The organism is Streptomyces sp. NPDC006476 (assembly GCF_040612015.1).
GTDB lineage: Bacteria > Actinomycetota > Actinomycetes > Streptomycetales > Streptomycetaceae > Streptomyces > Streptomyces griseorubiginosus_B.
The window spans coordinates 1-21550 of the sequence record NZ_JBEXPK010000103.1 but is presented as its reverse complement, the minus strand read 5'-3'; the positions used below and the strand labels follow the sequence as shown (position 1 = coordinate 21550).

Annotated in this window: 22 protein-coding genes; 12 read left to right on the top strand and 10 right to left on the bottom strand. The window is 68.3% G+C overall.

Features of this window, described 5'->3' with window-relative positions; translation table 11 throughout:
* Positions 1-1492: 1492 nt before the first annotated feature.
* Positions 1493-2437, top strand: a complete 945-nt coding sequence (locus ABZZ74_RS47840; protein ID WP_356950412.1) for a Ku protein — start codon at positions 1493-1495, stop codon at positions 2435-2437.
* A 259-nt stretch (positions 2438-2696) separates the two neighbouring features.
* Here the strand turns inward: ABZZ74_RS47840 and ABZZ74_RS47835 are convergent, their stop codons facing one another.
* The 3 genes from ABZZ74_RS47835 to ABZZ74_RS47825 all read right to left on the bottom strand — a co-directional run bounded on the left by ABZZ74_RS47835 (position 2697) and on the right by ABZZ74_RS47825 (position 3665).
* Complete coding sequence (locus tag ABZZ74_RS47835; RefSeq protein WP_356950411.1) at positions 2697-2906, bottom strand: DUF6207 family protein; 210 nt, start codon at positions 2904-2906, stop codon at positions 2697-2699.
* 102 nt (positions 2907-3008) lie between these two features.
* Positions 3009-3209 carry a hypothetical protein gene (locus ABZZ74_RS47830; protein WP_356950410.1) on the bottom strand — a complete coding sequence of 67 codons (201 nt, stop codon included), beginning with the start codon at positions 3207-3209 and terminating at the stop codon, positions 3009-3011.
* Between the two features lie 24 nt (positions 3210-3233).
* Entirely contained in the window at positions 3234-3665 is a 432-nt protein-coding gene (locus ABZZ74_RS47825; protein WP_356950409.1) for a DUF6233 domain-containing protein, read from the bottom strand.
* An 88-nt stretch (positions 3666-3753) separates the two neighbouring features.
* On the opposite strand from ABZZ74_RS47825, the gene ABZZ74_RS47820 reads away from it, so the two are divergent.
* Both ABZZ74_RS47820 and ABZZ74_RS47815 read left to right on the top strand, forming a co-directional pair.
* Positions 3754-4761, top strand: a complete 1008-nt coding sequence (locus tag ABZZ74_RS47820) for a hypothetical protein (protein ID WP_356950408.1) — start codon at positions 3754-3756, stop codon at positions 4759-4761.
* 28 nt (positions 4762-4789) lie between these two features.
* Positions 4790-5266, top strand: coding sequence for a hypothetical protein (locus ABZZ74_RS47815; RefSeq protein WP_356950407.1), 477 nt, complete (start codon positions 4790-4792; stop codon positions 5264-5266).
* 210 nt (positions 5267-5476) lie between these two features.
* Here ABZZ74_RS47815 and ABZZ74_RS47810 read toward each other — a convergent pair whose 3' ends face one another.
* Positions 5477-5812 carry an STAS domain-containing protein gene (locus ABZZ74_RS47810; RefSeq protein ID WP_356950414.1) on the bottom strand — a complete coding sequence of 112 codons (336 nt, stop codon included), beginning with the start codon at positions 5810-5812 and terminating at the stop codon, positions 5477-5479.
* Positions 5813-5994: 182 nt separating this feature from the next.
* Between ABZZ74_RS47810 and ABZZ74_RS47805 the strand changes: the two genes are divergently transcribed.
* The 4 genes from ABZZ74_RS47805 (at position 5995) to ABZZ74_RS47790 (ending at position 9130) form a co-directional block, all read left to right on the top strand.
* Positions 5995-6471: an ATP-binding protein gene (locus tag ABZZ74_RS47805; RefSeq protein ID WP_356950406.1), complete on the top strand. Its 477-nt coding sequence runs from the start codon at positions 5995-5997 to the stop codon at positions 6469-6471.
* 681 nt (positions 6472-7152) lie between these two features.
* Positions 7153-7371, top strand: coding sequence for a hypothetical protein (locus tag ABZZ74_RS47800; RefSeq protein ID WP_356950405.1), 219 nt, complete (start codon positions 7153-7155; stop codon positions 7369-7371).
* On the top strand, positions 7368-8267 hold the full coding sequence (locus ABZZ74_RS47795) for a sigma-70 family RNA polymerase sigma factor (RefSeq protein WP_356950404.1): 900 nt from the start codon (positions 7368-7370) through the stop codon (positions 8265-8267). Before ABZZ74_RS47800 ends, ABZZ74_RS47795 begins: the two co-directional genes overlap by 4 nt.
* Entirely contained in the window at positions 8264-9130 is an 867-nt protein-coding gene (locus tag ABZZ74_RS47790) for a hypothetical protein (protein WP_356950403.1), read from the top strand. Before ABZZ74_RS47795 ends, ABZZ74_RS47790 begins: the two co-directional genes overlap by 4 nt.
* 662 nt (positions 9131-9792) lie before the next feature.
* Here ABZZ74_RS47790 and ABZZ74_RS47785 read toward each other — a convergent pair.
* Entirely contained in the window at positions 9793-10452 is a 660-nt protein-coding gene (locus ABZZ74_RS47785; RefSeq protein ID WP_356950402.1) for a DUF4190 domain-containing protein, read from the bottom strand.
* A 431-nt stretch (positions 10453-10883) separates the two neighbouring features.
* On the opposite strand from ABZZ74_RS47785, the gene ABZZ74_RS47780 reads away from it, so the two are divergent.
* The 3 genes from ABZZ74_RS47780 to ABZZ74_RS47770 all read left to right on the top strand — a co-directional run bounded on the left by ABZZ74_RS47780 (position 10884) and on the right by ABZZ74_RS47770 (position 13231).
* Positions 10884-11420, top strand: a complete 537-nt coding sequence (locus ABZZ74_RS47780; RefSeq protein ID WP_356950413.1) for a DUF6233 domain-containing protein — start codon at positions 10884-10886, stop codon at positions 11418-11420.
* Positions 11421-12173: 753 nt separating this feature from the next.
* Positions 12174-12515, top strand: a complete 342-nt coding sequence (locus tag ABZZ74_RS47775; RefSeq protein WP_356950401.1) for a hypothetical protein — start codon at positions 12174-12176, stop codon at positions 12513-12515.
* On the top strand, positions 12512-13231 hold the full coding sequence (locus ABZZ74_RS47770; RefSeq protein ID WP_356950400.1) for a hypothetical protein: 720 nt from the start codon (positions 12512-12514) through the stop codon (positions 13229-13231). The genes ABZZ74_RS47775 and ABZZ74_RS47770 overlap by 4 nt, the downstream gene beginning before the upstream one ends.
* 390 nt (positions 13232-13621) lie before the next feature.
* On the opposite strand, the gene ABZZ74_RS47765 is transcribed toward ABZZ74_RS47770, so the two are convergent.
* From ABZZ74_RS47765 to ABZZ74_RS47755, 3 genes are all read right to left on the bottom strand, one after another.
* The gene (locus ABZZ74_RS47765) at positions 13622-14545 is read right to left on the bottom strand and encodes a hypothetical protein (protein WP_356950399.1); all 924 of its coding nucleotides are present in this window, start codon (positions 14543-14545) and stop codon (positions 13622-13624) included.
* Entirely contained in the window at positions 14542-14877 is a 336-nt protein-coding gene (locus tag ABZZ74_RS47760; protein ID WP_356950398.1) for a hypothetical protein, read from the bottom strand. Before ABZZ74_RS47760 ends, ABZZ74_RS47765 begins: the two co-directional genes overlap by 4 nt.
* Before the next feature lie 763 nt (positions 14878-15640).
* Positions 15641-15895 (bottom strand): hypothetical protein, encoded by a 255-nt coding sequence (locus ABZZ74_RS47755; RefSeq protein WP_356950397.1) that lies wholly within the window; start codon positions 15893-15895, stop codon positions 15641-15643.
* A 167-nt stretch (positions 15896-16062) separates the two neighbouring features.
* Between ABZZ74_RS47755 and ABZZ74_RS47750 the strand changes: the two genes are divergently transcribed.
* Positions 16063-17616, top strand: a complete 1554-nt coding sequence (locus ABZZ74_RS47750; RefSeq protein WP_356950396.1) for a hypothetical protein — start codon at positions 16063-16065, stop codon at positions 17614-17616.
* Positions 17617-17653: 37 nt separating this feature from the next.
* Here ABZZ74_RS47750 and ABZZ74_RS47745 read toward each other — a convergent pair whose 3' ends face one another.
* Complete coding sequence (locus ABZZ74_RS47745) at positions 17654-17794, bottom strand: hypothetical protein (RefSeq protein ID WP_356950395.1); 141 nt, start codon at positions 17792-17794, stop codon at positions 17654-17656.
* Between the two features lie 317 nt (positions 17795-18111).
* On the opposite strand from ABZZ74_RS47745, the gene ABZZ74_RS47740 reads away from it, so the two are divergent.
* The gene (locus tag ABZZ74_RS47740) at positions 18112-18429 is read left to right on the top strand and encodes a hypothetical protein (protein WP_356950394.1); all 318 of its coding nucleotides are present in this window, start codon (positions 18112-18114) and stop codon (positions 18427-18429) included.
* Between the two features lie 237 nt (positions 18430-18666).
* Here the strand turns inward: ABZZ74_RS47740 and ABZZ74_RS47735 are convergent, their stop codons facing one another.
* On the bottom strand, positions 18667-21186 hold the full coding sequence (locus tag ABZZ74_RS47735; protein ID WP_356950393.1) for a Helicase associated domain protein: 2520 nt from the start codon (positions 21184-21186) through the stop codon (positions 18667-18669).
* Between the last annotated feature and the right edge of the window lie 364 nt (positions 21187-21550).

Here is a 21550-nt window from a genome sequence, read left to right as displayed (position 1 = left end):
GCCCCCGCCCTGCCCGGACACCGAAAACACCCGCACAACAAAACCGAAGAGGGGCCGTCAGTAAGCTGACGGCCCCTCACGAAAGATCGAGGCTAACCCTGCTCATGGGGATGCCGCGGTGACGATGCAGACGAGTCCGAAAGACACTGCCCTCCGCTGCGGAGGAGCCCCTCTCGCCGTAATCGCAACACTCCAGCGTCTCTTCACCCAATACGGCTGGGACACCACGAAACTCAACGCTGCGAAAGCAGAGGTCATCAACACTTGGCAGAGGGTGGCGGGAGTGCAGAGAGCCCGCCTTCCGAGCACGTTTCGGGCCGCGAGCGCGCCATGAGCGATCAATGGCCGGTCATCCTCACCGCTGCGCTCTGTCTCGCTGGCACCTTCGGCGTCTCCTACCTCGGGTACCGCGGCAGTCGGCGCCAGACCGCCGACGAAGCGACCCGCGTGCGCCCATACCTATGACCCCGGCCTGTTCGGCTCGGGGGTCATGGTCGCTTACCGGTTGCGGCGGCCTGCTGCCACAGGTTGGTCCGCCGTTGCGCTTCCCTGCCCTCACTCGGTTCCCCCTCATCAGTGGAGGGCAATGACCAGGTGAGAGTCCAATTGGACTGATTGCTTCGAACTGGTTCTGCCCTGGCTGCTTGATCCCTTAACGTGCAACCCACCCTCAAGTGAGGAAAAGTTGGCGTGTTTGGTTTTCGACAGTCAGTAAATCCCCACTTCGAACGCCACGTAATGGGGCAGGGGGACGCTGACGCCGCAACCGTCGAGGACCTGGGGACGGTGACCATGCGTCGAGATCCCCAGAGCGCCAGAGGTTCCCGGGCCGCCCGATAACCAGACCGCCGTTCAGGCTGTCCAGGGTGGCCGCGAGACCAACGCGAAGCGCCGAGGCGCCCTTGACTGACTGGACTAGCCGCACAATCAGCCGTCGGGCGGCCCGTCACGGCCTCAGCCCGTGCGGGGACCGCTGACACTTTGGTCTCGTACGGTATGTAACCGGAATTGATTACGCCGGTCGCTCAATTGGGTAAATAGGGGCTACAGCCGGCTGCCACCGGCGCTTCCCTCTCTCACCTGGAGTGGCTATGGGCGCTTCTCGCTCTTCTCCCATCCGCGCGCGCAGGCCGGAAGTATCGAGTTCACGATGGGTGATCGTTGTCGCGACGGCAATTGCCGTTGGGGCTTTGGCCTGCGCGGTTTTGACTGTGGTTCTGGCTCCGGACCAGCCTGCGGCGGCAGCTACGGCTGGCGTCATAGCGACCTCAGGTCTGACGTCCGCAACAACGATCCTCACCCGAAAGCCCTAACCGCTATCTGGCAGACGGGGCGGAGTCTGTTGAGCACCAAGACGACGTCACCCGCTCTCGGTGCTGCACCGGCCCCGGCCGGATGCAGCACCGACGCCGCAGTGTCGGGCGGCCACCCCAAGGGTGCCTGGCCACGCTGTTAGGCTGAGAGGGCTCGGGGCATACTGCGGAGGTCTGCCATGCCCCGAACGATCTGGTCTGGTGCGATCAGCTTCGGCTTGGTCACGGTACCCATCCATGTGGTGAGCGCGACCGAGGATCACTCGGTGCGCTTTCACCAGTACCACCTGGAGGACATGGGTCGGGTGCGGGTGAAGAAGATCTGTGAGTTGGAGGACCGTGAGGTCGCCAATGCGGAGATCGGCAAGGGCTACGAGTACGCGAAGGATCAGGTCGTCCCGATCAGCGACGCCGAGCTGAGCAATCTGCCGCTGCCTACGGCGAAGGCGATCGAGATCGCCGCGTTCGTGCCGCTGGAGTCGGTCGACCCGATCCAGATCGGCGAGGGTTACTACCTGACGCCGGACGGGGCGGTGGCGGCGAAGCCGTACAAGCTGCTGGTGCAAGCCTTGGGCAGGTCGTCGAAGGTGGCGGTCGCCAAGTACGCCTGGAGCGGCCGTGAGCGCCTCGGTCTGGTGCGGGCGCTGGAGGGTGCGCTGGTGCTGCATGCGATGCGCTGGCCGGACGAGATCCGGGACCCGTCGGAGCTCTTCCCGCCGCCGGTGGAGGTGGACGAGGGCGAGATCGAGGGCGCTTTGGTGCTGATGGACACGATGGCGCGGGAGGACCTGGAGGGGGAGGAGTTCCAGGACACTTATACCGAGGCCCTGGCGCAGGTGATCGAGGCGAAGCGGGAGCGCCAGCCGCTGCCCGAGGCCCCTCAGGAGCAGGAGCAGCCGGGGCAGGTGCTGGACCTGATGTCCGCTCTGCAGGAGTCGGTTGACAAGGCGCGTTCCTCCCGTGGCGAGGCCGCTGACGCCGACGTCCACGAGCTGCCGCGGGCCAAGAAGAGCGCGGCGAGGAAGACGCCGGCCAAGAAGACCGCGGCCGAGACCGCCAAGAAGACGACCACCGCCAAGAAGACGACGAAGAAGACCGCCGGCCGCAAGCCGCGCAGCGCCTGACCCCGGCGCATCGGCCGACCGGCAAGGCGGGAATGTCTTACGGGCCAGGGCTGTTGTGGAGGGCGTGGGAGTGAAGGTGACTGTGTCCCCGGGCCTCACCTATTGCATGCAGGGACGATCGTTCGGCTGAAGCCCTGCATTGCCTTTCGCCGCGTAGGCGACCGCCCTTCACCTCCACCGCACGTACGTGGCCCCGAGCCCTCGGCTCGGGGCCACGGCGTTGTCCCCGGGAAGCGGGGCCGGCGATACGGGGCTCGCGTTACACGTCGGGGTGCTGGCGTACGTCCAGGAAGCAGCGGAGTCGGACACCCGGCTCGCCGGGCTCGCGGATCGTGCGGTCCGCCGGCGCGATCGCGCACCGCGCGGCGAGCATTTCCTGGATGGCGAAGGCGGTCGCGTCATCGGCCGCGGCGATCTCCACCACGGCTAGTCCCGGCTCCGCCACGTGCGCGTCGTTGATCGGTCTCATAGACGACCTTACGAGTCGGCGCCGGTGAAGGTTCTGGGATCGAGCGGCCTTCACCCGTCCGGGCACCGTGCCGGTCGGGGCAGCGGGAGAGGCCGTGTGGAGTCAGGTGCGGGTGCTGGTGTGCCGCACGCCCGGTCCCCACTTCTCCAGCACGGGTGCCGCGCACCACTGGCACAGGGGGCTGCCGCCGGGGCCGTATTTGTGGGTCTTGCGCTGACAGACGGCGCAGGGGCCGACCTTGTCGCCGGGGCAGACCAGGGCGGAGGGGTCGGGCTCGCTGATCGGGGGCGGGGGAGTCGTCATCGGAAAACGTCCTGTTCTAGGCGATCAGCACACATCGCCCGTTCGGCAGGATAGGGGGCGGCCTGGCACGGCTGTTCGACCGCCACCGGAGACGTCCGGGTGCGGCCGTCCCGCGGGTAAGTCGAGGATGTTCAGGTGCGTGTCGGGGGCGCAGTGGGTGCAGGCGCGCAGGCCGGTGGCGAGCAGGCGGCGGGCCTCGTCGCGGCTGATGGCCCGGCGGCGCTTGCCCGCCATGTGGCAGTCGCCGGCGTGCACCTGGACGGGGGGCCGTCCGGTGCCGATGCCGAGTTCGACGATCCACTCCGGCGGGAGCGGCCGCTCGCGGCGGCCGCGCTCGGCTTCGGCCTGCCGCTTCACCAGCGCCTCGATCTTCGCGTCGATGCGCCGCACCCACAGCAGATGCCAGGTGCGCAGCACCTGGAGACGATCGAGGTCGGGCGGCAGGTCATCGAACATGTTTTTGATTCTATGCTCATGATCCACCGCTGCACCCCTCGCGTGTTCGATTTTATGTTCGATAACGTGGGGTGTGGGAGGTGAGGCCATGACGACGGGCCGAGAGGCACCTGGGGTGTCGACGGTGATGCACGTGCGGTGCCCGGACCGGCTGCCGGAGGACGTCTACCGGCAGGTCCTGGAGTTGTTGGCGGAGCTGTCCCCGGTGGTGCAGGCCCTGCTGCCCGCCGCGGCGCTGGTGGAACTGAAGGGCGCCCTGCGCTACCACGGTGCGGACGCCCACCGGTTGGGGGAGGTCCTGCGGGTCCGGGCCCTCTCGCGCCTGGGCGTCGACGTCCGCGTCGGCGTCGGCCCCTCGATCACCGTCGCGGCCACCGCCTCCGCGCAGATCCCCGCCCCCGGCGGCGTCCTGGCCGTCGACCCCGACGATGTGGCCGCATGGCTGGGACAGCTGCCGGTCGACGCCCTGCACGGCATCGGGCCCCGGCAGGCTGAGGTGCTGCGGGAGTACGGCATCCACTACGTCGGCCTGCTCGCCAGTGTCTCGGCCGCCACGATCCAGCGCCTGCTGGGCGGCCGCGCCGGCCGCACGGCAGCCGACCGGGCCCGCGGCATCGACCCACGCCCCGTCGTCCCCCGCGCCCTGCCCGCCACCGCAACCATCCGCCACGCCTTCCACCGGCACACCCTGGACGGCGCCGACGTCCGCGCCGCCCTGCTCGAGCTGGTCATCCGCCTCGGGCAGCAGCTGCGACGACGTGAACAGGCAGCCCGCGCCGTGACGCTCACGCTCACCTTCGCGGGAAACGGCCGCTGGGAGAAGTCGCGCCGCCTTGTCGAGCCGTCCGCGCACGACGACGACCTGCGCCTGCTCGCCTACCAGCTGATGGACGCCGCCGGCCTGCAACGCGGCCGGCTGACCGCGCTCACCCTGCGGGGCGAGGACCTCATCGATGCCGGCCAGGTGGCCCGGCAGATCAGCCTGGACGGCGCCCGCGAGGCCCGGCTGGTCGCCGAAGCGGCCATCGACCGCGTCCGCGACAAGTTCGGCCCCGGCGTCATCGGTCCCGCCGCCGTCTTCCGCCGCGCCTCATGACCCGGCGAGCCAGTCGCGGAGGACGGCCGTGAGCCTCAACCCGCCAAGCCTCGGACCGGCCCACCAACTGCCGCACTGGCCCTACCTCCAGGCCGTCGACGACGCCCTCACCCGGCACGGCATCCCGCCGGGCACCGTCCGGGCCGACTACTGCCATCCGCGGTTCGGGGACCGGCTGTTCATCGTGCTCGGGTGGGACACCAGCCGCACCGCCGCCCGCACCGGCGGGATCCGCTTCGACTGGGACGAGGACACCGGCTGGGCCTACTCCCTGCACGGCCTCCACCCCCGCGCCGGCGCAAGCCGTCCGCTGACGGTGCTGCACCGGGTGTACGCGGCACCGGAGGACGTGGCCGCGGTGGCCGAGCAGTTCGTGTGCCACGGGCGTCTGCCTGCGGGGGAGTACGGCGCAGAGTGGGGCGAGGCGACGCAGGTGCGGGCCACGATCGACCGGTTCCGCACCACCCTGCAGGACCCCGACGGTCTCTGGACGGGCCGCGGCTAGGCCGGCATCTCAGGAAGCCGTGGGCAGGGACTATCACCCGTTCAGCGCAGTATGGCGGCGCCCGCACCGGGCAGCAGGGAACTCAGCCCGGGGGCGGTCTTCCCCGCTCTGTGGTGGGCTGGCACGGGTGCCGCAGTCACCCCCCCCGAGTCAGGCTGCGGCACCTCGTGCGTACCAGACATCAGCGCCTGGTCGGCCGGGTGGCGGCCGTCAGATGGAGAGGGCTTGGCGGAGGGTGTCGCGGCAGTCGATGACGGCGTCGACGCCGACGATCTGCAGGGTGCGCAGGACGGGGCCGGTGGCGGCGGCCAGGCGCAGCCAGCCGCCCGCCTGAGCGAGGGTGTTGTGGGCGGCGATGAGGATGTTGATGCCGGTGGAGTCCAGGAAGGTGACCTGGCTCAGGTCGACCACGATGCGGGTGTCGCCGCTGCTGAGGGCCTGGCGGAGGACCAGACCGGTGTCGTGGTCGATCTCTCCGGTCAGGGAGAGCACAAGGATGCCGTCGGCGTGGGTGGAGACGACCGAGAGCCGGCCGGATGAGTCGATTGGCTTTGTACCCGTCGCTGTTCCCCACCCATGCCGGTGACGTACCCGGGCCCTTGATCTGAAGTGGCCCCAGGCTACGGGCAGGGCCTGTGGGTGGCGCAACCATCGAAAGACGCCGGGCGTCATCATCCCCGCGTGCGAGGGTACGCAACGGGTGTGAAACGGGGAGCGAAGAGGGCCTGATGGACGACGGACCAGCGGGCGACGGCTGTACCGCGCCGCCGGGATGCGTCCTGCAGAGGTCCGTCGCGCTGGAGGGGGACGGTGCGTGTATCGCCCGGGCCCGTCACCTGGCAGCCGACTTCCTCGCCCGGGCCGCAACCGGGCACGAGCTGGTCGTCTCGGCCCGGGTGCTGGATCTGACGCAGCTGGTGGTCAGTGAGCTGGTCACCAATGCCTACAAGTACGCGCCGGGCCCGGTGCTGCTTCAGCTGCGCGCCACGCGTGCGGAGGTGGAGGTGGAGGTGTGGGACTGCGATCCCGTGCTGCCGGTTGTCCGGGCTGCCGACGCCGACCGAGTGGGACAGCACGGCCTGGAGATCGTGACGGCCATCGCCCACAGCGTGGAAGCCGTGCGGGAGGCGGTCGGTAAACGCATCACTGCCCGCATCACCCTCACCGACACCCCGGACGAGCCCGCCGCCCGCCCGCTCCCCTAAAGATTCCCGCCGGGCTCCGCCGGTTCAGCGTCGGCGGCGGGCGAGGGCGGCTCGCCCAGGTCCAGGCCGGCCCGCCGCAGGAAGACGATCATGTCACGGTGCTGTGCGGGACTCCCCGCTACCGGTAGGCGGCCGCTCTTTGAAGCGCCTGTACGAGCACCGACGTGCGGGTGAGTCTCAACGTGGGCCAGAACGACTCCTGACGACCGGTCCGGGCTGTGGGCGCCTCTGGGGGAGTGTCAGTGCCCTGGGCTACGGTCCTGGTGTCCGGTGGACCGTTCGCTCTCGCCTGGCCTCCAACAGCGGCCAGGCGAGAGCGGTGACGCTCGCCCCCAGAATTCTTCGGCACGGGGGCGGGCCCTTCCGGATGGAAGGCCGACACCATCGGTGTCCTGCCTCCATTGACGGGGGTAGGGGCCCCGATTGCAAGGAAAACCGGGAACTTCCACCTGCAGGCGCTGCGAGCTGTGTGTTTCCCGTTCCTGAACGGTCATCAGCGTTCGCCGGATGCCATCAGGTGACTGTCATTGTTCCGTGATTTCTTGATCACGTGGTGTAACAACTGCCTCTGTGGCCATGCTGGTTGGCCTCCCCGGAGACGGCTCGGCACCCGCGCTCCGGGGATCCCCCGCGGTCTCCGGATGGGCCGCGCGGGCAACGGCCGACATCAAAGGAGTCTGCATGGAACGCACGCAGATAGTGATCATCACCGTGACCGTGGCGGTGTTCCTCTGGAGCGCGATCATGGTGGCCATGGGCCAGGTGGCCGCGATCGCATCCCTGGCCCCCGCCCTAGGGCTGACGGTGCACCAGATCGTTCGCACGGTCCGTCCGCGTACCGCGCCGGCCCCGGGACCCGGCATCGCGGCCGTCCCTGATCAGGAGGACGGCGCCCCGTGACGACACCCTATGAGCCACCCGCACCGGCTCCGAGGCCGCCCACCCGTCCCGGCCGCAAACTCGGGCCGATCGCCGACAGCGTGGGCAGCGCCCACCGCGCCTGGCTGGACCCGATGCGCGAGACCTACCTGACGAGCGGGCTGACGCTGAGCGAGCTCAGCGTCCGGGTCCGCCTGGCCAAGTCGAAGATCTCCGAACTGCTGCGCGGCACCGGACTGTATCCGCGATGGGAGATCATCTACTCCCTGGCTATCGAACTGAACCTGCCTTACTGGCCCCTTCACCGGCTCTGGCGGCAGGCCGCGCTCGAAGCTCACAAGACCCGCGACTGGATCGAGCGCTCCAGCGAGAAGGCCGCCGTGACCACCCACGCGACCCCGCCCCTGGACCACCGCGCCTTCCGCGAAACGGTGGAAGACGACTACCGCCTCTACGCCCAGGCCTTCCTCGATGACGACCCGCGCGACACCGCCGTCGCCGACACCTTCGACATCCTCTGGCTGCGCTGGAACGACGCCCTATCCAGCCCCGACGCCCGACGCTTCGCCTGGAACGTGCTACGCGCCACCGTCATGGCCAAGACTCCCCACCTGGACGGCCGGCCCGAATTCGCCGGCGCCGCGTTCGACACCGTCGCCCTGCAGTCCCTGACCACCCAGGCCGACCGCATCGACCAGATGGCCGAGAGCCTGCAGTTGTTCAAGGCGATGAGCCGCCTGCCCGACCACCAGCTCGACGTCATGGTGCTGCGTCGCCTGTACGGCATCGCCCCCCACAACGCTGCGGCCCTCCTCGGTGTCCCCCTGGCCGCCGTGCGGTCCGACGAGCGCCACGCCGTCCACTACCTGGAGAGCGTCATCTGCCCGCCGACCGAGACCGAAGGGAACCCCGCATGACCCGCATCGAGGAAATCCTCTCCAGGGCCTTGCTGGTCCGCGACCGCACCATCCCCCGCGACGTCGTCCCACCCGCCGCACCGGACGCGCTACCGACCGACCGCTCGGCGGCCGCAGCTCCCGAAGACAGCACGCCCACCGCGGCCGCGGAAGACCTGCGCGCGCTGTGCGAAACCCTCGTCACCAATACCCCCGCCACCGCCGTCGCCGACTTCGTCACCGAACAGGTCCCCGAACCCCGCAGCGCCCTGATCCTCGCCTGCGTCCTGCAGCTGAACGACACCGATGCCGGAGCACGCTTTTGGTGGCAGTACGCCGCTGGCGCCGGGCAGGCCGCCGCCGCGTACTGCCTCTACCTCCACCACCTGGCCCTGGGAGAGAGCGACACGGCCGACTGGTGGCATCGCCAGACCGACGACGTCCAACCCACGCCCGGGCCAGCGGCCCCAACCGACCAGCGCAGCCCGGAAGTCCAGCAGGCGTGGCATCCGGCAGACCACCGGATCACCAGCACCTCCACCAGCACGATCCTGCGCATCCTGCGCCACCTCGCGAAATACACCGCCCGGCCCCTCTCCGCCGCGACCACCGAACTCATGGCCTACGTCCCCACCGCCGTCGCCGTCGGATACCTCCGCGAGCCCGAGATGGACCTGCCCACACCGGGCACTGACTTCGCACGACGGGTCAGCACCTTGCTCGCCGCGGCCGCCAACCGGCCCGACGTGATCACCGGCCTGCCTGCACGCCCCAACCCCCCTAAGAACGTCCCGCACGACGGCACCCACTCCGTTGTCCAGCCCCCGTCCACCACATCGCCCGATTCGGTGCGTGAGCAGATGGGAGAGATCGCGAAGCGGTGAGTCATCAGACATCGAGAGGGAACCACCCCCGTCGAACACGGCCTGGTCACAGCCAGGACCACAGCGCGGGATGGCCCTACCCGTCCCGGACTGGCTCCAGCTGACTCTGTGGTCGAGGTCCTGGACGGGGCGCGCCATACGGGGTGGGAGGGGCCGTGCTGGAGCAGGTCGGTCAGCGGGGTGGCGAGGATGGGTAGGTGCTGCAGGAAGCCGAGCGGCGTCATGTCTCTGGCGGCCGCGTGCAGGGCGCTGATCCGGTTGTCGACGCCGGCGGGGCCGGTGCTGTCCAGGACGAACAGCAGCCGCGGGAAGAGCGGGTAGCGCCGCCGCCAGTCTTCCGGCTCCGGCATCTGGTTGAAGGCCGGCCGACGCCGCCCGGGCACGGGGGTACGTAGGTGTACAGGCGGGCGTAGGCGGTCAGCTTGGCGGCGAGCTGTTCGGGCCCATGGTGGCCCGGTCGACCTCCACGAAGGTCGCAGCATGGACCAGTCGCCGTCGGCGCGACTACGCCGGCAGTACAGGAGGGCGTCGGGGATGACCGCCTCGCCGCCCCCGATGGGGTGGTAGACCTCGGGGATCCAGTCCAGTGGCCGGCACAACTCGCCGCGGCGGCGGGCGTCCTGGAGGAAGGCGGAAGTCGGGGGTTTACAGTGCCTCCGGCGTCAGGGGCTGGACCCGCTCCATACGGCTGACTCGTAGTTGAAGCCGGGGGAGACTTCTACATCCAGGCTGCTGGAGGCGCGCTGGGGCAGATCGAACGCGTAGGTGGCGACGGACTTCTTGCCGGGCAGCAGGGTGCCGGTCAGGCCGTTGATGTTTTTGGCGCTGTCGAAGATCGTCTCGGCGGAGCGTCCGCTGGCGTCCTTGGCTTGGATCGAGATGAGATCGAGGTCGACCCTTCTGTCGGATCCGTTGGTCACCGTGACGTCGATGGCAGAGGCTTTGTCGCCGGGTGTGTAGCCGGCAGCGCTATCGGATGGGGTGAACGGACGGGGTGCGGATACTTGCACCTTCAGGCCGTCCTGGTAGCGCTGCGTAGCGTTGAACCGGAGTGCTCCGCTGCTGGGTGTCGTGGTCCCGGAGGTGGCCGTGCTTGAGGCTGGGGTGGTGGCAGCAGCGGTCTTGGTCGGGCTGATCTCCTTGGAGACGTCGTTGAAGATGTTCGCGACGATCACGATCCCGATGATCGACATCACGATGGCGAGGCCCCCGAGGATGGCGCCGGTGATCGACATCCGTCGGTTGGTGGCGTAGCCCTGGTTCGCGCGGCGGGCGCCGATGATGCCCAGGACCAGGGCCACGATGCCCAAGATGCCCGCCATCCAGAACAGTATCGGGATGATCCCGGAGATGAGGCCGATGATGCCCAGGATCAGGGCCGCGATTCCTAAGCCGTTCCGCGGCGCCGTCGAAGCCGCCCTCCCCGGGCCCGAGGGATCCTGGGGGCTCCAGCCAGGGGCGCCCGGGGGCGGCGGTGTTGCCTTGTTGTCCTGGCGCGGGGGCCACTTCGGTTGACTCGGATCTGCCATCGTGGATCACTCCTCACCATCATGATCTCCCATAGTTGGAGAAAACGCCCATGTATCGGCTTGCCCCATCCACGGCTGGTCAGATGCTTGGTCAGGGGACAGGGCAGGCCGTTGGCGCGACTTTTGCCCTGCCACTGGTCCGACGGCGCGTCTCTGCCTGCTCGAACGGCACTTACGGTGGTGCGGTGACCCCGTCCTCCGACGCTCCTGTCGCGCCGGCCGCGGTGCCGGTCCGTGTCGTGCTGCCCGCCGATCCCCTGCTCGGCACCCCGGTCCAGGAAGTCGTCGCGCGGCTGTGGATGCGCCAGCAGACGCCGACGGGCTGGCTCTACCAGGTCGGGCTGCCCGCGTACCGCAACAGCGAGGACGGCGGCGTGGAGACAGTGGAGTACCGGGTGTGGGTGCGTGCCCCCGAGCACGTGCGGCCGGTCGACGGCGTCGACTACGACCAGGTCGACACCGAACGCCTGGAGAAGACACCGCAGTCGACGGCCCGCGAGGTTCTGGGGGAGCGCCGGCCGTCGGGATGGGTGTTGCAGAAACTCCGCGACGACCATCCCGGCCCGGACCGCTCCGTCCTGCACACGCCGGACTGTGAGGACGCTCCGCACGGTGCGCCGCTCCTGGACCTGAATCGCGCCCTGGACGCGGCACAACACCCTGGCATCCGGCTGTGCGTGTTGTGCGGCTGCGCCCAGGAGCTCAGGCCGCTACTGAAGGGCTTCGACCACCCCGGCGATGGCGGCTCCGGCGCCTCCTGACCCCTGATCGGCCCTGCGCAGCGATACCGGCCACAGCCTGGGGGGAGGAAGGGGCACGGGAGAGCCGAGACAGGCGTGCTGACCATCGAGGCCCGCGAGGGCGCGCGCGTACGGGTTCGCCGGTCTTGGGTTCTCCGTGCGGTCCGCCGCAGCCTGAACAGCTCCAGGGGGAGTGCCCTCGTGCCATCACGGGTTGAAACGACAGCGGGCTCGCGTTCGAGAACGCGAGCCCGCTGCGTGATGTGCATCACATGTGGGAGCGTGCTGCGAACACGATTCCCGCGAGTCCGTCCGGGCCATCTGGAGGGGCTCGACTCCTAATGGAAGCCCTAATTGCGGGTGTAGAGGTCTTCTGCGGACGCTGCCGGACGGTATCGGACGCTCCCGGACACCTGACTCGTGGCGCAGGCGAGTAACCAGGCGGTTTGCCATGACCCGTTTGGACTATCTCCCTGCTTCGGCCGGACGCTGTCGGACAGATGCGGGACGATTCGAGACGTCTATTTTGAAGTGTTTGCCGCTATTGCGTGCCTTTCAGTTCTTATGCGGTGTCAGGAGCGTTCAAGGCAAACGGTGTTGAGCGTGGTCCGGTCCGAACTGACCTTGCAAAAGTTGCGAGTTGTGCCGCGCGAGGAACCAGGCCAAACTCGGGAATGCGCAGCGGTGACGCAGCGTGAGGGGTCTGCGAAACCCCTCCCCTTTCAGCATCCGTCCGGGCCATGGATGGAAGATCCACGAAGGAGTGGGCTCTCTATGTTTTTCTGGCGCTATCTGCCGGTCGGCTGGGTACCCCAGTCGGCCGCCTCGGGGTGCGTGGTCACGCCCAAGGTCCCGCGCGGGTTCGGCTTCCGCCGAGCCTTCCGCGCCCTGTACCAGGCCCTGCGTGAACGGCGCGCGGCCCTTCATGTACTCGGGGCCGGTCTGGCGGTGACTGGCCTGCTCTGGCTGTGCTACGCCGGGTTCTGGGTCGAGGTCGCGGCCGCCGTGTTCGCGGCCGGCGTCTATGGCGCTCTCGCCGCCCTCGGCGAGGACATCACGGCCGGGCTCCGCCGCCTCAGCTCGCGTCTCCACCCGCGAGGGGGTGACGTCCTGTGAGCGCCGAAGCAGCGCGCAACGAGTTCGCCACCGCTTTGCGGAGGGCGATCGCGGAGCATGAGGGTGGCACGTTCACCTCGAGGGCTATCTCCATCCGGACCGAGGTGCCGGCGCCAACACTGCGCGAGATCCTCACGGGCAGGATCTTTCCGCAGCAGTCCATGCTCCAGCAGATCATCGACAACCTGGCCCTGGACCCCCGCACGAAGCAGGAGATCCTCGACCTGTGGAAGGCGGCAGCCGCAGGGTTCGCTTCCCGCTGGAACGACCAGGATTCGCTGTTTCCGCCGCGGCCGGACCTTGGGACGGACGGTCGTCGGCGGCCGCCGCGCCAGAATTCCGGGGGGCCGACAAACCTGCGGGGCCGCCGCCGGAGTCCGCAGCCGGTGCCGCAGTTCGGCCAGCCCGATCCGATTCGCGTGTCGACCCCGGCGGAACTCGTACAGGCACTGCGGGCAGTGCACGTGTGGGGTGGTTCGCCGTCCCTGCGCGAGCTGGAGTCGCGCAGCACGGGCAGGTTGCGCCGGAGCAGCATCAGCGACATGCTGCGCAGTTCGACGCTGCCGGACTACGACCGCTTCATTGCGTTCCTGCGCGTGTGCGGCATCGAGGGGGCGAGCCTCGATGTATGGGTGTTCACATGGCGCCGGCTGAAGGCGATGGAGACGCCCGAGATCGCCTCGTGGATGCCCGGCATGTGGGGCGCGGCCTCATAAGAGACCGCCAAGAAGCTCGAAGGCCCTGAGGGTGTGCCCTCAGGGCCTTTCCTGGTGTTCTCCAGGGCCAGGTGGCGCACTCCGGCACACACGCCGCATCACCGGGCAGCCCAGAGCGCGGAACGGCGGAGGGCCCGCTGTCGAGGAGGCGTAGCGGGCCCTCCGAGGGTCGCAGAAGACCGCGGGGGAACGGGCATCAACTGCGTGTCCTGCGCAACGCCGACAGGCTCTCTCGACACAGGCCTTGCGAGGTCACGGTCGCCATCGCATGAAGCCAGAAAGGCGGAGCGGGCCCGCGCCGACTGCGTTCGGTGCGGGCCCGTCCGGACCTTACCCTGCCCCTGACCTGCCCGGTGATGGATGCCGGTCCTGGGCTGGGGCGCAGGCAGGTCAGGGTGTTGGAGTCGGCGACGGCGCCAAGGCCTCACTGCACACCTTGAGACGGTAGAGGGATGCCGGGTCCACGAAGTCCGTCATGTCCTTCCACCTCACCCAGTACTTGCTTCCCGCGACGTTGAAGAAGTCGAAGTCCTGGTCCCGGCAGCTCAAGTAGAACTCCTCACCCGGTTCGGTGAACGCGTCCGGCCGCCCCTGCTTCGGCTTCTCGTAGACCGGGATGCTCTCCCAGAGCGCGACCATCACCATGTCGGGCGTGATCAATGCCGGCGGGAAGGTGATGTACGGCCCGGTCGGTGTCGGTGTCGGTGTCGCCGGTTCGGCCGTTGCTTCCGGGGGCTCGGACACGTCGGCATACGGAGGATGAGGCCACGGCGTGGGAGTCGGCTGCTGGGAGCTTGAGCAGTCCATGCCCTGACGGCATTCCGGTTCTGTGCCATCGGCCGGGAAGTGCTTGGAGGCGAGCGCACCCAACACCATGCCAAGCGCGATCGCGACGCCCGCCCCGGCGAAGGCCGTCCGCTTCATGGCGGCCGTCCAGGTGCCGCCGGGTTCCCTCTGCACCTCATGCAGGCAGTCGCTGATCCATTTAGGTTTGCGTCCGGCGGCCTTCGCGCCCTCCTTCCACTGTTCCTCGTACACGGACAGTTCGGTCGGCGCGAGCACCTTGGCGACGGCCTGAACGGGGCGCCACCGGGGGTATCGTCCCTTGCCTCGTAACAGCTCGGAGACCTTCCCCTTGCCGCCCTTCTTCGAGAACACATGCAGCCCCTGGCTGCACACGGCCTTCTCGACGATCTCCTGGAAGCTCAGCTCGCTCTCGGAGTAGGCCGCGCGCAGGGAGGTCAGCCACACCCGATGCTCCGGGATCGCGTCGTCGTCGATGTCTCCGAGGTCCGGTCCACGTCTGGGGCTCATGCGGCGCGCCCCTCGTCCTCGGCGCCCTCGTCCTCGTCGTCCACGTCTTCGTGGACGACGGCAGGGGCCTCGACAGCCTTCGGGTCCTGGGCGGCCTGCTCGGGCCGGTCGACTTCGGGGCGGGCCGGGGAGAGCGGGGCCGGCGGGTTGGGCTTGCTGCGGCGGTTGCTGTCGTCGAAGGCCTGCAGCAGCTCGCGCACGCCCAACACGATGACCATGATGATGGGTGCAATCGCTGCGGCGGGCTGCCCCAGGAGCAGCAGGGTGATCGCCAGCCCCGTGAACAGGGTGAGGCCGGCTATGACGACGATGAGTCGGTTGGTGGTACCCACGGGATCGTTCCTCCGCGTCTGCGTCCGGTGTGACCCCGGCCGTTCCGTCCCGGCGTTGCCATACGGCGGATGCCGTCGCTGGGTGCGTCGCTGCTGCCACGCAAGGTCACGGAATCAGCATGCGGAATGCGAGTGACCTCCGAAAAGACCGAGATAAGAAAGCGGAACGATGACGCGCAGCAACGGCGCAGAACCGTGCAGCTCAGCGACACTTGGGGAAAAGTTCCCGTTTCTGCTCTTGCACTCCCACCCCCTTGACCCCTCAATAGAGGTGTGGCGTGGACCCACGGGATCGCGCCGCCGTGTCTACCGCGTCCGGAAGACAACGGCACTGATCAGGCCCCCTCGTTTTGCCGCGAGGGGGCTCAGTCGTTCCCGGAGGCCTACCAGCTCATCCGGAAGCTGTCACGTGTCGTCGTCCACCCCCAAGGTCAGCTCGCCACCAGTACGTCTCAGACCGTTGGCTGTACGTCACTGTGCTGGTATCAAGCAGGATCCCGGGCGAGTTCATCGTGGTGAACTCAAGAACGATCAAGCTGCCGGTCATCTGATGGGCCGGGGGTGGAGGGCCCGCTGTCGGTACGCCGCGGGCGTACCGAGGGTCGCAGAAGACTGCGGGGGACGGACATCAGCTGCGTATCAGGACCGCCTACGAGGTCACGCTCACCAGCGCACGCCCAATTCATCCGGTGCGCAACGTCGTTCCGGCTCGCTGGCTGGCGATCCACACTCGGTGCCGACGACAGTGCTGAGGAAGTGGTCCTCAGGGGCCTCGGGGGCCGCGGTTGAGGAGGGGGAGGAGGACTTTGAGGACGGCGAGGGCGTCTTTCCTGCGCTGGCTGTTCCTGGACCAGACGGCGGGCAGGGCGACGCCGAGGTAGATCAGCAGGAACTTCAGAAACCGCAGGAGGGCGTAGAGCAGGGTGGCGCTGATACCAATGGCGAGGCCGGGTGCGACCAGTTCGAGGAGATTGCCCCGCTCGGGGAGGGTAAGAGCGAGAGTGTAGAGGGCGGCCATGGTCGTCTCCCATCATGCGCGGCCGCGCGCCGCGCATGATGAGAGTGGGTCTTGCGGGGGCCGCTCAAGGAAGCTGCGCAAGCGATGTTTGTGCAGGTCATAGCGTTCAGGGGGCTTGAGCGGGGGGTGTTCAAGGCCCTGGGACGATCTCGACGGGGGGCGTGTTCATGCGGGATGAACAATGGCCGGAGCTCACGGCCGGCGGGGGAGACGAGCCGTACGGGGATGAGGACGGACCGCGCGGGGAGATGACTCCGGCACCGTCGCTGCCGGATACGTTCCTGACCGAAGAAGAGGATGACGGCCGGGACTTACCGCCGGATCTCAAGCCCGAGGTGCGGGTCTGGGTGATGCGGTTTCGCCTGTTGCTGAAGAGGACCGGGCTCTCCGCTCGCGCTTACGCCACGCGGCACGACATCTCGGCGGCCACCCTGACGAACTACCGCAAGGGCCGCACCATGCCGAAGGAATCGGCCGTGCAGACCCTGTTCAACGACCAGCCCCCCGGCCTCACCGACGACGTCGTCGAGCAGACCTGGGCCTTGTGGGAGGACGCCCTGCGCGTCGCCAGCGTCCACGAGTACGAGAAGCATCTGCTGCGCGGGCAGGCCCGCCAGGCCGTCGCCAAGGCCGACAGCCTCCAGGTCCTCGTCGAGACCCTCTCCCGGGACGTGGTGGACAAGGACGCCCGCATCGGGGACCTCGACGCGCAGATGAAGAACCTGCAGCAGACCTTCAACCAGAACGCCGTCGACGACCACCGGCTCCTCGAAGACCTCCGGGAGCAGATCGCCCGGCTCACCGAGGAACGCGACAAGCTGAGCCGCTCGGAGGCGGAGAGCCGCCGGCACCTCGAGGACGCCGAACGCACCCGCGATGCAGCCCTCCACCGTGCCCGGCAACTCGAAGCCCAACTCATCCGCCTCGAGGAAGAGACCGCCCTCGAACTGAACACCGACAACACACCCGCCGAGGCATCGGAGACGATCACGGCCCTGGAACTGCGCCTGCAGGAACTCCAGCAGCTCCACGACCAAGACCTCCAGCAGTTCTCCCAGCACGCCGACCAGATCAGCCACCTCGAGCAGACCATCCGCACCGCCTCCACCCAGCTCTACTACGAGCAGGAACGCACCGAGCAGCAGCGGGACAAGAAGAAGAAGGCACGCAACGAACTCGCCTCCGTCCGGTCCCTCCTGACCCAGAGCCAGAGCCAGCACAACCAGCTGCGCAGCGCCTATGAGGAGCTGAAGGAGCGGCATGAAGAGCTCGGCATCAAGTACTCCGAACTGACCGCCCAGTACGGCGGCCTCAAGAAGCAAAGCACCGCAATAAACCCGCGCGCCCACTACGCGGCCCTCTCCACGCCCTCTCACGACTCCGACGACTGGCGGCCGGCCCACCGCACCCCGACGTGGGCGCTGATGGCGTGGATCGTCGTCAGCCTGGTCGCCGCCTACGTGATCGGAAACGGCTTCGCGTACCTCCAGCAGGCACGGCACGACACCATCTGGCAGCTCGCCGTCTACTCCCTCATCGCCATGGCTCTCACCTGGGGCGGCTTCGGCCTGCTTGACGATGAACTCACCCGCGTGGGCGACTTCTGCATCTGGATGGCGGTTGTCACCACGGGCGCGATGGTGATCAGTGTCTTCCTGCCGGACATCCCCCTGCTACATACCATGGCGGTCAACCTGCAATCGCCGCTCAATCCCGATTAGCGGCGGCCCGAGGCGGAGGTGTAGAAGGCCGACGGCGTCACTGCGCCGTCGGCGTGTCGGTTTTCTCGTGCGTCTGGCCGGTGAGGAACTCCACAAGCGCGCGGACGGACAGTCCGGTCTCCGCCGGGTGCCGCAGCGCCGCATCGAGGTCGACGGTGTACTGGGTGCGGCGGCCCACGCGTTCGCGGCTCAGATAGCCGGCCTGTTCGAGGTCGGTGACGATGCTCTGGGCGGTGCGTTCGGTGATGTGGCAGGCCGCGGCGATGTCCCGCAGGCGCAGAGCGGCAGACGTTCCTGGAGGTGTGCCGGGTACGGCCTCCCATTCAACAGCACTACTACGAAGCGTTCCAGCGCCTCCAGGAAGCCCGACGCAGGCGTACCGCCTGGTCCACCGGTCGAGAGGCCGGACGACAGCCTGAGGCCGTCACAGCGACGCCGTCTCAGATCGCTGAGCGTCCCGTTGAGGAGTCTCCGCGTCGCCGGGGGCGGCCCCTGGTGCCGATCGACGAGAAGGCCAGCGCCGCGCACCGTACCTGGCTGGAACCGGTGCGCAGCCGGTTCGTGGCCAGCGGTCCGACCTTGGACGACCTCGTCGGGCGCTCCAGGTACTCCAAGACGCGGCTGTCGGAACTCTTGCGCGGCAAGGCGTACTACTCAGGCTGGGACATCACCTACAGCGTGGTGCGCGCGCTGGAGATCCCCGTCGGCTCGCTGCTGGAGCTATGGAAGACGGCCGCCGTCGAGGCAGGTAAGACCCCCAGGTGGATCGACCGTCAGATCCAGGCGATTCAGCCTGCCGATCCCGACGAGTAGCCAGCCCCGCGCGTCCAGGCACGGCAGCGAAATCGGGGCAAGCCCGCCTCGTACATCCGCCTCTGCAGTCGGGGTCCTGCATGGCACGACCAGGCACCCGCGTGCCGGGAGGTCTGGACGGAGGGCCCGCCGCCGGTGCGCTGGCAGCAGGCCCTCCAGGGGTTCGCAGGAATCCGCGGGGGAACGGGCATCAACTGCGTACCCGGTGCAACGCCAGCAGGCCCTACGAGGTCACGCTCACCAGCGCATGCCCAACTCATCCAGCGCAGTACGCCGTTCCGAACTAAGCTTGGCGGCCCTTCTGCGCGTGTTGTCGAGCCATGCGCCCAGCTTCACGGCCGTCTGGCCGTCCTCCCCGCCCTCACCGTCGCCGTCGCCGTCGCTGAGGGTCTCGACGTGCTTGCGGGGGACCTGGAGGTGGCCCTCGCGGGTGTGGAACTGGCGTGCGGCGGCGAGATTGGTCTCCCACCGGTCAGCCTGTGACCGCACCACCGGCCGGACCGGCACGCCCTGGTCCGGGTCGACGCCGACGCTCTCCAGCAGCCACTGCTGCGCCGGCACCAGCGTCTCCCAGACGGCGTGCTGTGTGGCGATCCATGCTCCGAGGTCCTCGCCCTGGACGACGACCTCGCCCGTACGTGCCGGAAGAGCACCGCCGGCCTTCACATGCGCCAGGAGCAGACGCAGGTTGCGCTGCCAGGAGATGTCCCACTCCGGGCACCAGCCGGGATCGATCTCGTCCAGCGCCTCTCTGCGCTCCGCTGAGAGCTCCCCGGCATAGGAGACGTCCGTTTCCCCGTTCGCGCGGCGTGCGGCGTTCTCACGGGCCTTCCGGGCCGACTGACGGGCATTTTTCATGAACACCCCCAAGGCGAACCCGTCGTACACCACCGACGCCGACGGCAGGCAATGACCGTGGACGGCGGCGTAGGCGCGGGCGACGTCGAGGCCGGCCTCCCACGCGGAGGCGTGCACGGACCACACCATGCCCAGCTTCTCCAGCTCCGTCACGCGCGAGGCCTCCAGCGTGCCTTCCCGGTAGTAGCGGCGTTGATCTGCCAGCCATACGCCCAGCGGATGGCCCGCGACCGTCCCCCAGTCCTCAGGCGTGACGTACGTGAACGGCACCGTCAGCCTGCTCTCGCCGGTCTCGCGCAGCCACCGCGTCGCGGCCTGGATACCGCGCCGCCAGTACGCCTTCTCCGGGTCGATAACCCGCAGCTGCACGAACTGCGTCAACACCGCAGGATCCCGTTCCTCGCTGAACCGCAACACCCCCAACGCCCGGTCAGACACCGGCACTTGGGTCTCAACGTCGGCGTCCTGAGCGTCCTCTTCGTCGCCCTCCGGGGCGTCCGCGTCGTCCGTGTCGGCGGCGGGGCGACTGTTGCGCAGACGGGGGTCGGCGAGAGCTTCGACGGTCTCTGCATCATGAGATCGCAGAGCGGAAAGGATCTTACTGAGGGTCCCGTAGGCGTCTGAGGTGAGCATTTCGTTCGGATCTTCGTCCGGCCCGAGAAACACGGGAACGATCAATGTCGCGAGTTTTCCACGGTCTGGATGCAAGCGCAGTGCGCGCCCAACCATCTGCACGATATCGACCATCGAGCCGCGCGCATCGGAGAAAAGGACCGCATCACATTCGGCGGTATCGACCCCTTCACCGAGAACCCGAACGGAGCTCAATACACGCAACTCCGCACGCACATCCCGGCCCGCATATTCGGGCCCTCCGAGGAAATCGGAAGCGAATTCTTCGAGCACCATCCGGCGATGTCCGGGGGCGTGCTCGCCGTACAGCCACTCAGCCCACACCTGCTCCACCGGCGGATACCGCTCCGGCTCCGCCTCAGCGAGCCGGCGGGCAGTCACCGGCACCGAGGCCGCCATGGCCTCGGCCTCCTGCACCCGGCTGTGGAAGGACAGCACCCGCCGGAAATGCTCCCGCGTCGCGGCGTGCATCAGCCCGGTCTGCACCGCCGCCAGCCGTGCGCCGCGCACTGCATCGGAGCCGGTGTCTTCACTGCTCAACGCTGCATAGAGGTCGGGGTCGCGGATGTCGAGACACAAAACCTGATACGGGGCGACGATGCCCCGGCCGATCGCCTGAGACAGCGTCAACTTGTACGCCACCGGCCCGAACACTGGGGAGTCGGGCTCCATGGACGCCACGAGATGCGGACGCTCACCCTCCGCCTCCCACACCCGCGCCGTCGCCGTCATGTAGAGCCGGCGCTCCGCGGGGAGCTTCGTCTGGTCGTGCACGGCCGCCCACGGCTTCATGCCATCCCCACTGGTTCTGTGGGCTTCGTCCACGACCATCAGGCTCCACACCCCCAGGCCAGCCACATGAGCGCGCTGCAGGATGCCCAACCCGACCGACGCGTACGTGGCGAAGACGGTGACCGTCTCCAACCCCGCCATCCACTCCACCAGCTCGTCCGGGTCCGTCGTACACGGCAGTCCCTGGCTCTCCTCCGCCCGCAACGAGCACACCCCGATCATCGCCCCGCCCCGGCCCGCCCGGCGCCAGGCGCTGGCCATCTGCGTCAGCAGATCCAGCGTCGGCACCAAAACCAGCACGCGGTGAGCAGAAAGCCGATGGGCAGACTCAGCGGCGATCAGGGATTTACCGGAACCGGTAGCGGCGATAACCTGCGTCCTCAGCCCCTCCGGTGGGATGCGCCCTCCGGGCGGTGTCCCGAGGATTCGAACCACGTTATCGACTGCCTCAGCCTGATGCGGACGCAATTCCATACGAGCCACGATTCCTCACATTCTCGGAGACGGAGAGGAGATACAGAGTTACCCCAGAATCGATCCAGCGCCGAAATTTACGGCAATAGCACTGAGGCCTCTACAGTTCCTCTCCCGAAAGTCAGGCATGGAAGAGCAACCCAGCCATCATCCCAGAACTAAGCCACTTGATGGAAGTGACGCACACTCTCTGTCCTGAAGTGACCGAAACCGATCGGAGGCAGCCAGGAAGCGTGCCAACCCCCCGACACGAACACCCTCCCCTCGCTACCGCTCCCCCTGACGCGCCCGGAGGGTGCGTCAGATCCCGTACAGGACTGCGGAGCAGGCCGGTACGGACCGGTCCGGATCACGGAGTGATCCG

Coding starts and splice junctions, on each gene's coding strand:
- ABZZ74_RS47840 (WP_356950412.1), top strand. CDS start 1,493: ATGCCCCGAACGATCTGGTCTGGTGCGATCAGCTTCGGCTTGGTCACG.
- ABZZ74_RS47835 (WP_356950411.1), bottom strand. CDS start 2,906: ATGAGACCGATCAACGACGCGCACGTGGCGGAGCCGGGACTAGCCGTG.
- ABZZ74_RS47830 (WP_356950410.1), bottom strand. CDS start 3,209: ATGACGACTCCCCCGCCCCCGATCAGCGAGCCCGACCCCTCCGCCCTG.
- ABZZ74_RS47825 (WP_356950409.1), bottom strand. CDS start 3,665: ATGTTCGATGACCTGCCGCCCGACCTCGATCGTCTCCAGGTGCTGCGC.
- ABZZ74_RS47820 (WP_356950408.1), top strand. CDS start 3,754: ATGACGACGGGCCGAGAGGCACCTGGGGTGTCGACGGTGATGCACGTG.
- ABZZ74_RS47805 (WP_356950406.1), top strand. CDS start 5,995: ATGGACGACGGACCAGCGGGCGACGGCTGTACCGCGCCGCCGGGATGC.
- ABZZ74_RS47800 (WP_356950405.1), top strand. CDS start 7,153: ATGGAACGCACGCAGATAGTGATCATCACCGTGACCGTGGCGGTGTTC.
- ABZZ74_RS47790 (WP_356950403.1), top strand. CDS start 8,264: ATGACCCGCATCGAGGAAATCCTCTCCAGGGCCTTGCTGGTCCGCGAC.
- ABZZ74_RS47785 (WP_356950402.1), bottom strand. CDS start 10,452: ATGGCGGGCATCTTGGGCATCGTGGCCCTGGTCCTGGGCATCATCGGC.
- ABZZ74_RS47775 (WP_356950401.1), top strand. CDS start 12,174: ATGTTTTTCTGGCGCTATCTGCCGGTCGGCTGGGTACCCCAGTCGGCC.
- ABZZ74_RS47765 (WP_356950399.1), bottom strand. CDS start 14,545: ATGAGCCCCAGACGTGGACCGGACCTCGGAGACATCGACGACGACGCG.
- ABZZ74_RS47755 (WP_356950397.1), bottom strand. CDS start 15,895: ATGGCCGCCCTCTACACTCTCGCTCTTACCCTCCCCGAGCGGGGCAAT.
- ABZZ74_RS47750 (WP_356950396.1), top strand. CDS start 16,063: ATGCGGGATGAACAATGGCCGGAGCTCACGGCCGGCGGGGGAGACGAG.
- ABZZ74_RS47735 (WP_356950393.1), bottom strand. CDS start 21,186: ATGGAATTGCGTCCGCATCAGGCTGAGGCAGTCGATAACGTGGTTCGA.